Source organism: Pseudomonas auratipiscis (genome assembly GCF_036324085.1).
GTDB lineage: Bacteria > Pseudomonadota > Gammaproteobacteria > Pseudomonadales > Pseudomonadaceae > Aquipseudomonas > Aquipseudomonas auratipiscis.
In genome coordinates, this window is sequence record NZ_JAZDCU010000003.1 from 306,861 (window position 1) to 318,945 (window position 12,085).

Below are 12,085 nucleotides of genomic sequence, written 5' to 3' on the forward strand. Positions count from 1 at the left end.
CTAGTCCTGTACTCGAAGGCCTGCGGCCTTGATGTTGCGTTCATTGCCTTTGGGGTAGCCGCCCCAGCCCAGGCGCACGGCCAGCAGTCGGGTCAGGCTGTAGTGCACAAGCCCGGCCAGCAGGCAGGACGGCAGCGAGGCCGTGGCCAAGGTGAAGAAATCGGTATGCGCCAGGGTTTGCGGGTTGAATATCACCACGTAAATGGCAAAGCCCGCCGCCAGCGCGACCAGTGCGATGGGATTGAAGCCCTTGCAGTAGCGCAGCGGCGACGCGCTTTGTTCAGCGTAGAGATGACGCAGGTTCAAACGCTGCTTGCGTAGGAAGAAGTAATCGGCAATGCCAATACCAGCCAGGGCACTGTTGAGCGCGGAGGTCCACACCAGGAAAATGAAAAAGCCGTCGTAGATGCCTGGAAGAAACACCACGATCACCACCGGAATGATGCAGAACAGCCCGATCAGCACGCCCCAGCCCATACTGCGCAGCCGCTCCCCGGCCAACTGACGCAAGCCGATCACCGCGGTGTAGAGGATGTTGACCATACCGGTCAGGTTGGCAAGTGCCAGAAAGCTCAGCGCTATCACCCCGAAGCCCAGGCCACCGGCCAGGCGCATCCAGGTCGTAGGATCGCTGCTGCCCAAGGTGGTGGCGGCGAACAGGCTGACCGACTCCCCCAGCGCAGCGGCGCCGAAGATCCCGACCAGATTCGGCCAGAACGCCGTGCGTTGATTGCTGCACAGACGTGACAGGTTGCCAATGTAGGGCCACCAGGAAAACCCCGCGGCAATGTTGATTTCCACCGCGATCATGAAGTTGACATGGGGATTTTCGAACGGTGGTTGCAGCGCCGGCATGGCCAGCAGTTCGGCGAAACTGTAACGACGGGAAATGAAGTACATCAGCGCCAGCATGATCAGGATCAGGCTCGGCGCGATCACCGCGCTCAAGCGGCGGATCATGTCCGGTCCACGCATGGCCACCAACGCCGCGAGTACAATCGCCAGCAAGGCACCTGCCGTCACAATCCAGCCGTCACCATCAGGCTGGCCTTGCTGCACCAGGGTTTCCAGGTTGTCCAGTGCCCGCCCGCACATCAGCCCCAGCACCGCCAGCCAGCCCATGGTCAGCACCACCACCGACAGGAAGTAGACCAGGCGACTGCCATTGAGGCCGAACATGCTGCGCAGGAAGGTGAACTGCTCGACGCCATACTTGCCACACGGCAAGCAGGTCGAGGATGCCGCCAGAACCACCCCGACAATATTGCCGATAATGATCGCGGCAATCCCTTGCAAAGGCCCGACAAACAGCGCCGTAGCGCCGCCTATCAGGAATACCCAAGTGGCTACCGCCAGCGCCGAATTGGCGTAGGCAAAGCCCCAGAAACCCCAGACTCGTTCATTGGGCAGCAAAGGCGTATCGCCACGTTCGGCACTGAGGCGAAATTCCTGCTCTCGAGGGGACTTCATGGCCGGCCTCCCAGGACATACGCGCCGATGACCATCACCAACATCAGCGCAACCAGTGCGACAACATCAAGGACACTCAATGCCCCCGGCCGCTCACGCCTACCCTCCAGCTCTTCATAGGCGCACAGGCGCCTTTCCAGATCTTGCGCTCGCTCGACATCCACTTGGCTGTTCATCGGCATCACCTCGACAGGTTCTTGTTCTTGAAATTCGATGCATTCGATAAACCTGCGTCGCTCGCCAACTTTCAGCGACGCAGGCCGGCCCCGTTACCTCAGGGCAAGGTGATCCAGACCGCCTTGGTCTCCAGCAAGAACTCCAGTTGCTCTGCGCCCATGTCCTTGCCATAGCCAGACTGTTTGTAGCCACCGAATGGCATGGATGGGTCCAGGGTGCTGTGGGCATTGACGTACACGGTGCCGGCACGCAGGCGTGGAATCAGGCCATGAACCTTGCCCAGGTCGTTGGAGTAGATCGCCGCCGCCAGGCCGAACACCGAATCGTTGGCCAGGGCCAGGGCCTGCTCCTGGGTATCGAACGGCAGGGTGACCAGTACCGGGCCGAAGATTTCTTCGCGCACGATGCGCATGTCGTTGTTGCAGTGGGCGAAGATCGTAGGCTGCACGTAGAAGCCTGGACCTTCGACCGGCTCGCCGCCGTAGTACACCTGCGCGCCTTCGCCTTTGCCCACGGCAATGTACTCGAGCACGCGCTGCTGTTGCTGACGTGACACCATGGGGCTGATGAAACAGTCCGGATCCAGGCCCGGGGCAATTTTGAGGGTGGCGGTGTAACGGGCCAGCGCTTCGAGGAACGCCGGGTAGATACTGCGTTCGATGTAGGCACGGGTGCCGGCATCGCACACCTGCCCGGAGTTGAAGAACACGCCATTGGCGACCGCCTCGGCTGCTGCGTCGATATCGGCATCGGCGAACACAATCACCGGCGACTTGCCACCCAGCTCAAGGGTCAGGCGTTTCATCTGGTCCATTGCCGCCTTGCCCACCGAGCACCCGACCGGGGTGGAACCGGTGAAGCTCAGCTTGTCGATGCCAGGATGACTGGACATCGCCGCGCCCACCACGCTGCCGCGCCCGGTAACAATGTTCAGCACACCGTCAGGTATGCCCGAAGCCTGGACCAGCTCGGCAAAGCGCAGGGCCGACAACGAGGTCAGCTCCGCAGGCTTGACTACCACGGTACAGCCTGTGGCCAGTGCTGCACCCAGCTTCCAGGCCATGGTCTGCAGCGGGAAGTTCCACGGCACGATGACCCCGACCACCCCCACCGCTTCCTTGCGGGTGTAGGCCAGGTAATTGCCTGGCAGCGACGGCTCGACGGTACGGCCGTGGATCTTGCTCGCCCATCCGGCGAAATACCGCAGGGTATCGACTGTGCCCTGAATATCCACTGCGCGGGCTTGGACGACCGATTTGCCCATGTCGATGGACTCGATTTGCGCCAACTCCTGGGCATTGGTTTCGATCAGATCAGCCAGGCGATGGATCAGGCGCTCGCGTTCGAGGGGCTTGAGCTGGCTCCAGGCGCCGCCATCGAATTGTTCGCGGGCGGCGCGTACGGCACGGTCCAGATCCTCCCGGGTCGCCATCGGGATACGTGTGAGCACGCCTTCGGTCGACGGCTCGATCACCTCGGCGCTGGCACCATCGCTGGCCTCGAGCCAGGCACCGCCAATGAACATGCGCTGTGGTTTGGAAAGAAATGCCTGGGTGGCCTCGCAAACGCCGAAGGCCTGCAGGTAGGCTTTTACCTTGTTGTCCACTGGAGAGTCCCCGAATCAGCGCGCGTTGGCGCGTGCATGGAAGATGAAGCCGATGCTGTTCATCAGCAACTGCGCGGCGAGGATCGAGGTGACGCCCGCAGGGTCGTAGGCCGGGGCCACTTCGACCAGGTCCATGCCGACGATCCGGCCCTTGCTGCGTCGGGCCAGCGCCTGAATGATTTCCAGCACTTCGTAGTACTGGAAGCCGCCGTGACTCGGGGTACCGGTGCCTGGTGCGATTGAAGGATCGAAGCCGTCGATGTCGATGGTGATGTAGTAGTCGCGACCTTCAGGGATCATCGCCATGACACCCTCGCAGCCCAGGCGGCGTACATCGCGTACCGAGAGAATCTGCGAGCCGGCTTCACGTGCGGCGTCGTAGTCGTCGCGGTTGGAGGAAGACACGTTGCGGATGCCCATTTGGGTCATGCCGACAATGTGCTCAAGCTCCGAGGCGCGACGCAGTGGGCTGCCGTGACCGTAGCGCACGCCGTGGCGCTCGTCGACGAAGTCCAGGTGGGCGTCGAAGTGCACGATATGAATCGGTCCGCGGCCTTCAAACGCCTTGATGACCGGCGCATGAATCGAATGGTCACCGCCAAGTACCACGGGCATTGCACCGGCATCGAGGATCTGGCGCACGGCCCACTCGATGTTGGCGTTGCTGGTGGCCATGTCGGTATGCACGATATCAGCATCACCCACATCGACCATGCGCAGATGCTCTTCAGTCAGGTAGGTGGCGTCATCTTCGAAATCGTATGCCCCCGAATGGCCGAAAGAGAACAGCGTCGATGCTTCGCGGATGCCTCGGGGCCCAAAACGTGCCCCAGAACGCCATTGGGTGCCCATATCGTTGGGTGCGCCCAGGATCGCAACGTCTGCATCAATGGCTGCCCAATCGGTGCAGATGGGTGATTTGGCGAAGGTGCAATGCCCCACAAAGGGCAGGTTGAGACGGCCGGATTCATAACCGTGCTTTGCCATGTTCGAGTTTCTCCACGTTATTGTTCTGGTCAGGAGACGGGGCGACTGCTCGACCACCGTTGCAGCCACTATGGCGTCAGCCCAGGCATGGAAAAATGCGCAAGTGCAGATGCATACATCGGTAAACACGAAGTGTGCGCACCTGTACCGACCGATATCCAACCCAGCCCATGCGCCCACCGATATTTCTCAACGCCAGGCATTGCGGACGGCATACGCGCAGGGTTAGCTTTAGAAAAAAAACATGGCCCGGGCGTTCATATCAGCCACTACGATGTGACGACCGGAAGGGAGGCCACGGTGATCCAGCTCCACGATATCGATCTGAAGCTTCTTCGGGTATTCACCACCATCGTCAAATGCGGCGGCTTTTCTGCGGCGCAGGCCGCACTGAACGCCGGCCAGTCGACTATCAGCGAGCAAATGACACACCTGGAGACCCGCCTGGGGGTCAAGCTTTGTCAGCGCGGACGCAGCGGCTTTCGCCTTACCGAGCAAGGCGCGGCCATTCATGAAGCCACCTTGCGTCTGCTAAGCGCCGTAGAAAGTTTTTGCATGGATGCCGACGTGCTCAAACAGCACATCAGCGGCAAGCTCAACCTGGGCATTATCGACTCCACCCTGACCGACCCCAGCTCACCGCTACCGCGCACCACCCAGCGCTTTGTCTCGCGAGGTCACGATGCACACCTGCACATTTACATCGGTGCCCCCGCAGAGCTGGAAGAGCGCGTGCTGGACGGTCGATTGCACTTGGCCGTAGGCCATTTCCCCCTGCATGTACCGGGGCTGTCGTACCTGTCCCTGTACGACGAAGCCCTGGGACTGTACTGTGGCCGTCGCCATCCGCTGTATGCCAGCAAAGCTGCCAATGGTCGCCTGCTCGAAGAAGTGCGCGCCTGCCATATCGTCGTGCGCGGCTATATGCAACAGTACGACCTGGAACAACTGGGTATTACCAAGGCTGCCGCAACCGTAGAAAACATCGAGGCTGCGGCGATCCTCATCATCTCTGGGGCCTATGTCGGCTTTTTACCTGTGCATTTCGCCGAACCCTGGGTCAAGAGCGGCGAAATGCGCCGACTGGGCGCGAGCACGCTGGATCTCACCTCGCCGTTCGATGTCATCACCCGACGCGGTGTATCGCCACCGCCAATCCTGCAGGCTTTTCTCGAAGACCTGAACGCCTGCATGCACCCGCTCGGACTCGCCTGAAGAGCTTCCCGCCGCTCAAAGCGTCATCAGCTTTTCCTTGGTGATCGGCAAGTTGCGAATGCGTTTTCCAGTGGCGTGGTAAACCGCGTTTGCCACCGCCGCAGCCAGGCCGGTCACGCCGATTTCACCAATACCACGCGCCCCGAACTCACTGAGGTTGTAGTCCGGATAATCCAGCAAGGTGACATCGATATCGGGTAAGTCGGCATGCACCGGCACCACGTACTCCGCGTAATTATTGTTCACCGGCAAGCCGCTGCGCGGATCATTTTCACCTGCCTCGAACAGCGCCATGCCCAGGCCCATGATGATCGCGCCTTCGACCTGATTGCGCGCCGCCAACGGGTTGACCACTTTGCCAACATCAATGGCGCTGACCACGCGCGCTACACGCAGGCGCGAAATACCCGGATCCCAGCGTACCTCGACAAAGTGCACACCGAACGAGCGATAGGAGAAGTCGCCATCCTTTGCGCCGCTCTTGAAACTGCCTTCGGCGCGGCCCAAACGCTGATGGACCAGCACATCGGCAAAGTCGACCCGCTGGCTACCGTTGACCAGTTGGCCGTTCTCTACCTTCAGGTCATCGGCCTTGGCGCCGGCGAGCAACCCACCGTCCATGACCGCGTACTGCCGCAAGGTTGCCAATGCCGCCCGGGTTGCACCGGCGATGGCCGGCAAGATGCTGGCTGTGGCCCAGGATCCGCCCGCCAACGCGCCCGGCGGAAACGTCGAGCTGCCCAGCTCAACGCCGATACGCTCGAACGGCAGGCCCGTAAGCTGTGCCACCGTCTGCGCGACCACCGTATAGGTGCCAGTGCCGATGTCCTGCTGCCCACACTGGGCAAGCACAGTGCCATCCGCACGAATGATCACACGGGCATCGGTGGGTACCTGAAAAGCCTCCCAATTGCAGGCACCCATGCCATAGCCAATCAACTCATCGCCGTCGCGCATGGAGCCAACATCGGCGTTGCGTTTATGCCAGCCAAATCGCTCGGCGGCGGTATCGATTGCCTCGGCAAGATGGTTGCTCGACCAGGGCAAATTCAGGCTCTCGTCGCGGCTGGCCAGGTTGAGCTTGCGAAACGCCAGCGGATCTGCGCCGCGCGACAGCGCCAACTCGTCGATTGCCGACTCCAGGGCAAACAGGCCCGGCGCAGCGCCAGGGGCACGCATGGATGTCGGTGTACCTCGATTGAGTGGACTGCTTTTGTGACTGACCAATACGTTTGCACAGGCATATAAACTGCGGGTGACACTGCCGCAGGTTTCGACATAGGCATCGGTAGGCGATGTGCTGTTCACCGACTCATGCCGAATCGACACCAGCCTGCCGTCTTTATCGGTGGCAAGGCGAATGCGCTGCGAAGTTTCCGGGCGATGCCCGCTGGTGGTAAACATCTGCGCCCTGGGCAGCACCAATTGCACCGGCCGCTGCACCACCTTGGCGGCGCCGCAGGCGGCAATGGCGTGCGGCCAGGGCCACAATTTGCTGCCAAAACCCGAACCGATGAAGGGCGCATGCACTTCGACCCGATCTGGCGGCAGGTCGAAGACATTGGCCAGCACGTTGCGGTGATTGACCACCCCTTGGGTGCCCTCATAGACATACAGCTTGCCGTCGCGCCAATAGGCCGTGGTGGCATGCATCTCCATCGGGTTGTGGACTTCCACCGGCGTGGTGTAAGTCTCATCCAGCTGCGTGGCTGCCGTTTGCCAGGCTGCATCCGGATCGCCTCGGCTGTGCCCGCCCCCGCCTTCACGCGCGCCGTGCTGGCGCAGTGCGTCACTAAGGTTGCTGATCGCCGGCTTTTGCGCGTACTCGACCTTGACTTCAAACGAGGCAGCACGGGCTTGCTCGAAGGTTTGCGCAACGACCAGTGCCACGAATTGCCCCGGATAAGAGACCACGTCGTCTTCAAAGGGTAAGCGGCGTTCATCGACCTTGGCAGCACTGAGAATATCCTTGAAGCTCATGGCCACATTCGGGGTGCGGTGCAACTTCGGAAAGTTACCGTGGTGCAGCACAGCAACCACCCCCGGCATGGCCCGTGCATGGGTGTCATCGATGGCGACGATGCGGCCATTGGCGACAGTGCTGAACACACCATAGGCATAAGTCATGTCTGCGAGCGGATGATCGGCCGCGTAGCGCGCGGCGCCCGTCACCTTCAAACCGCCGTCGATACGCTTGTGGGGGGTGCCAATTATGGACTGACTCATCAGCGTGTGCTCCTGGCGGCAAGATTGCGCAGATTGCGCGTCACCACCTGCTGGCCCAACGGAATCTTGAACGCGTTGTGTTGGTAGGCCTGGGCGCCTTGCATGGCCAGCTCTCCTACCTGAGTGAAGAGTTCGAGGCCGGCTTGCTTGCCGGCCAGGGCACGCTCGGCTTCAGGGGCACGCCAGGGCTTGGTGCCCACACCGCCAAGGGCAATTCGCGCCTGGGTAATGCGCTGACCGTCCATCACCACAATGACTGCACTCGAAGCCAGGGCAAATTGGTAGGAATCCCGGTCGCGCAGTTTCAGGTAGGCAGAGCGGCTATTCGCCAGGGGCGCATCCAGGGTCACATAGGTGATTAGTTCATGGGGCTGGAGTGCGTGCTCTTCCCAGGGTGTCTGCCCCGGCAGCTTGTGGAAGTCGGCAAAGGCTATCTCGCGTATCCCGTTCGGGCCCTGCACCGTTACCTGCGCACCAATGGCGGCGATGGCCACGCACATGTCCGAAGGATGGCACGCGATACAGTGCTCGCTGGTACCCAGCACGGCATGGACGCTGCGATTATGGCCATCGATGGCCGCACAGCCCGAGCCTGGCTGGCGCTTGTTGCAGGGTGAAACACCATCGCGAAAGTAGTTGCAGCGCACCCGTTGCATGAGATTGCCGGCGGTCGTGGCCTTGTTGCGCAATTGCGTAGAAGCACCCGCCAGAATCGCCTCGGACAGCACCGCATACTGCTCGCGGATCAACGCATGATTGGCCAGCTCGGTGTTGCTGACCAGCGCGCCGATGCGCAGGCGTCCGTCGGCAAGGGGTTGTATTTGCTTGAGCGCGAGGTGATTGATGTCCACCAGTCGGTCAGGTTGCATGACATCCAGCTTCACCAGATCCAACAACGTGGTACCCCCGGCCAAATAGCATGGCTGGCCTGGCGCGACGTGACTGCTGATGGCCTGAGCAGGCGTTTGCGCGCGGGTGTAGTCGAAAGTACGCATCAGGCTACCCCTCCCATCTTGCCGCGTGCCGATTGAATGGCCGCGAGGATGTTCTTGTAGGCACCGCAACGGCAGATATTGCCGCTCATGGCTTCCTTGACGCTGGCATCGTCAGCGCCAATGCCGGGGTCATTGAGCAGCGCCACGGCACTCATGATCTGACCGCTGGTGCAGTAGCCGCACTGGTACGCGTCGTGGTCCCAGAAGGCTTGCTGAACCGGGTGCAACGCGCCACCCTGGGCCAGGCCCTCAATGGTGGTGATGCTATCGCCGTCGTGCTGCAGGGCAATTGAAAGGCAGGAATTTATCGCCACGCCATTGACCAACAAGGTACAGGCGCCGCACTGGCCATGGTCACAACCCTTCTTGGTGCCGGTGAGTTGCAGGCGGTCACGCACGACATCCAGCAGTATGGCGTTGGCCGGAACATTGAGCGTGTGCAACTGTCTGTTGACGTTGAGCTCAAGGCGTTGCTCACCCGCTTTGGGCGCGCCTGCCTCCTCGATCACCTCTGGCGCTGACGGAGCAGCACCCATGCCCTCCGGTATCCAGGTCGCCACGGTAGCGGCGGCGATTCCCGAAACGCCGAACTTGAGGAAATTACGCCGTGAAGGCTCGAGGTCGGGTCGCCCGGTGTCTGTTGAAGGTTCGTGTTCGTCTGCACCCTTACTCTGCGTCATCAGGTTTCACCTTTATTATCCGAACAGGCACCAGGCACCCCAGCATTCGCTCTTGTGGGATAAGCGCTGCGTTAGTGAGCGTAGTGCACTTGTCTGTTTCACTGCGATGGCCACTGACTGTGCGATTCGCACCGGGGCACTTGAGTTCAATCCATCTGGCGGATTGGCAATGATCGAGTCGGATTGGCGATGACGTGGAAGGGGGTGTCTGGCCGCTGGTCCTTCAGCGGCTGGGCGCAACGTCAAAACACCGGTGTGTATTTGACGCTGAACATCACGTTGCGGGGGTCGCCATAGTAGTTGTTGTAGTCAATGGTGCTGTACGCCGGCAGGTAGTACTTCTTGTCGAACAGGTTGTTCAGGTTTGCCGCCACGCTGACTTCATCATTGATCCTGTAGGCAATGCGCGCATCCCACACTGCGTAACCTGGCAGGTCGAATTTATGGTCATACGACGTGGTACCGGTAACGGCGGTTGTACCGAGGCCGACCGACGTGCGGTTCCAGTCGCCCGGCAAGGTGTACTCACCCCACAGTTTCAGTTGGTGCTTGGGCGTCCAGGTGCTGAACACCTTGCCTTTGTAGTCGGCGTCCTCAAGGTACTTGGTGGTGTTGTAGACATACCCTGCCATCATTTGCAGGCCATTGAGCACTTCACCGCTGATCTGCGCCTCCAGCCCCTGGCTGCGTACCTTGCCCGAGGCTTTCGAGCAATACCAACCGTCACAGTCCATATCGCCGTTGCGATCGAGCATGGCGCGGTTTTCCTGATCGTAGCGAAACAGCGCGATCGAAGTATTCACCGCGCCGTCGTACAACTCGCCCTTCAAGCCCAACTCGTAGTTGCTGCCTGTGACCGGTTCGACCACCGAACCTGAGGCAGTACGTGCAGTCTGCGGCTGGAATACATCGGTGTAACTGGTGTAGACCGACCACTGATCATTGAGGTCGTACACAAGGCCTGCGTAAGGCGAAACCTTGCCGCTGGTGGAGGTAGTCGACTCGCTATAACCGGTATGGTCGAAACCTTCACCGGAATAGGTGTAGTCAAACCAGCTGGTGCGGCCCCCAAGGATCAGTTTCAGTGGCTCGGTCAGGTTGACCGACCAGCGCGTGTACAAGCCCTTTTGCTCGACCTCGTACGCCGTGAGCTGACCGAGACCCCGACGCGCCAACTCGTAGATGTCGGGCATCGGACGGTGATGATCGACATTGGAAGAATCCGCCAATGGAGTGGGCGCACGCGCCCAGCGGTCGTCGGTTTCGATATGGGAGTAGTTGGCGCCGAGCAAGAAGGTCTGTTCAAAGCCAAAGCCGGTGAACTGGCCGTCCAGGTACAGGTCAAGGCCTTTGCTATGGGTGGTGAAGTCGGTGCTCCAGTCGATGTAGTTGTTCTTGGTCGAGCCATTGGTTGGCAAGGCATCCCACAGCGCCTGGTAGGTCGCGCCATTGTGTTCGCTCATGTATACGCCGGCAGCCTTGACCCGCCAGTTGTCATCAAGGCGATAGCTGGCGTCGAGAAACACACTGTTCTGATCGTTGTTGGCCCGGTTCCAGTCGGCGCCCACATAGGATGAACGCGGCCAATCGGGGTTACCGCCGTCGGCGAAGCGCGGTATGCCGAGCATGGCCGGTCGCGAGTGCCCTTTTTGATTGGTCATGCCGATGCCCACGGTCAGGTCCGGGCTGAAGTCGTAGTCGATAGCGCCGTACACCGTCTGGTTCCAGCCGCGAACATAGTCGACGAACGAACCGCTGTCGCTCTGGTTGACTACGGTGCGGCCGCGCAGGGTGCCGCTCTCATTCAGCGGTCCGCCAGCATCCAATTGCAGGCCATAGCGGTCCCAGGAACCGGCCTTGCCGGTGAGGCTGACAGTTGCCTTCTGCTGACCGCGCTTGCGCACCAGGTTCATTGCCCCACCTGGGCTGTCACCGCCCTGGAGCAACGCTGCCGGGCCGCGGAGAATCTCGGCGCGGTCGTAGATACTCAAGTCTTCGGTCAGGTAGCTACCCAAGGAGTAGGTGTTGCGCGGAATCGGCACGCCGTCGTACTGGATGGTGTCGATGCTGAAGCCACGGGAATAGATGAACAAACCCGAACCAGGCGACTTGGCTGGGGTAAGACCTGGGGTGCGGGCGACCAGATCGGCGATGGTCTCGGTGTTCTGATCGTCCATTTGCTTACGGGTCATGACCGTCACCGACTGCGGAATGTCCTTGAGCTTCTGTACGCCTTTGCCCAGGGTCACGGCACCTGAGGTATAAGAGCGACTGCCCTCGGTGGTGGCCAGCGGCTGGCGCCCGATGATGCTTGAGGTTTCCAACTCCAACGCACCATTGCTGGGTTCGGCAGGCAGCGCAATCAGGTATTGGCCGTCGGCGGTGACACTCAGGATCAGACTGCTGTTAGCGATCAGGTAACCCAGTGCCTGCGCTACGCTCAGGCGTTGATTGAGTGCCGGTGCCTGGACCGCATGGGTGGCATCGGTGTTGAACAGAATGCGCGCCCCCGTCTGCCTGGCCAGCGCGCTAATCGACTGGTCCAGTGCCTGCGCCGGTAGGTCGAAACGGTATTGCGCCTGTTCGGCATGCAGCGGTGCGGCGACAACAAGGCTGACGCTCGCCACCAGCAGCGGACGGTACAAAGGATTGAAAGTTAACGTCATGGGATCCCTATTGAAACCAGTAAGAGGTGCGTTTCATAGGGAATGGCGTTTGTCGTGCAGCGA

General features: G+C 60.7%; 9 protein-coding genes. 1 reads left to right on the forward strand and 8 read right to left on the reverse strand.

Going from position 1 to position 12,085, the window contains the following annotated elements:
• The 4 genes from V0R60_RS06210 to speB all read right to left on the reverse strand — a co-directional run bounded on the left by V0R60_RS06210 (position 1) and on the right by speB (position 4,240).
• Positions 1-1,470, reverse strand: a complete 1,470-nt coding sequence (locus tag V0R60_RS06210) for a cytosine permease (protein ID WP_330078958.1) — start codon at positions 1,468-1,470, stop codon at positions 1-3.
• Positions 1,467-1,646 carry a hypothetical protein gene (locus V0R60_RS06215; RefSeq protein ID WP_136475745.1) on the reverse strand — a complete coding sequence of 60 codons (180 nt, stop codon included), beginning with the start codon at positions 1,644-1,646 and terminating at the stop codon, positions 1,467-1,469. Before V0R60_RS06215 ends, V0R60_RS06210 begins: the two co-directional genes overlap by 4 nt.
• Before the next feature lie 98 nt (positions 1,647-1,744).
• Positions 1,745-3,253 carry an aldehyde dehydrogenase family protein gene (locus tag V0R60_RS06220; protein ID WP_136475744.1) on the reverse strand — a complete coding sequence of 503 codons (1,509 nt, stop codon included), beginning with the start codon at positions 3,251-3,253 and terminating at the stop codon, positions 1,745-1,747.
• A gap of 15 nt (positions 3,254-3,268) precedes the next feature.
• Positions 3,269-4,240, reverse strand: coding sequence for an agmatinase (gene speB, locus V0R60_RS06225; protein ID WP_136475743.1), 972 nt, complete (start codon positions 4,238-4,240; stop codon positions 3,269-3,271).
• Positions 4,241-4,540: 300 nt separating this feature from the next.
• Between speB and V0R60_RS06230 the strand changes: the two genes are divergently transcribed.
• Positions 4,541-5,455, forward strand: a complete 915-nt coding sequence (locus V0R60_RS06230) for a LysR family transcriptional regulator (RefSeq protein WP_330078957.1) — start codon at positions 4,541-4,543, stop codon at positions 5,453-5,455.
• 15 nt (positions 5,456-5,470) lie between these two features.
• On the opposite strand, the gene V0R60_RS06235 is transcribed toward V0R60_RS06230, so the two are convergent.
• The 4 genes from V0R60_RS06235 to V0R60_RS06250 all read right to left on the reverse strand — a co-directional run bounded on the left by V0R60_RS06235 (position 5,471) and on the right by V0R60_RS06250 (position 12,022).
• Positions 5,471-7,681 carry a xanthine dehydrogenase family protein molybdopterin-binding subunit gene (locus V0R60_RS06235; protein ID WP_330078956.1) on the reverse strand — a complete coding sequence of 737 codons (2,211 nt, stop codon included), beginning with the start codon at positions 7,679-7,681 and terminating at the stop codon, positions 5,471-5,473.
• Positions 7,681-8,676, reverse strand: a complete 996-nt coding sequence (locus tag V0R60_RS06240; RefSeq protein ID WP_330078955.1) for an FAD binding domain-containing protein — start codon at positions 8,674-8,676, stop codon at positions 7,681-7,683. The genes V0R60_RS06235 and V0R60_RS06240 overlap by 1 nt, the downstream gene beginning before the upstream one ends.
• Complete coding sequence (locus V0R60_RS06245; RefSeq protein WP_330078954.1) at positions 8,676-9,356, reverse strand: (2Fe-2S)-binding protein; 681 nt, start codon at positions 9,354-9,356, stop codon at positions 8,676-8,678. The genes V0R60_RS06240 and V0R60_RS06245 overlap by 1 nt, the downstream gene beginning before the upstream one ends.
• 242 nt (positions 9,357-9,598) lie before the next feature.
• Entirely contained in the window at positions 9,599-12,022 is a 2,424-nt protein-coding gene (locus tag V0R60_RS06250) for a TonB-dependent siderophore receptor (protein ID WP_330078953.1), read from the reverse strand.
• Between the last annotated feature and the right edge of the window lie 63 nt (positions 12,023-12,085).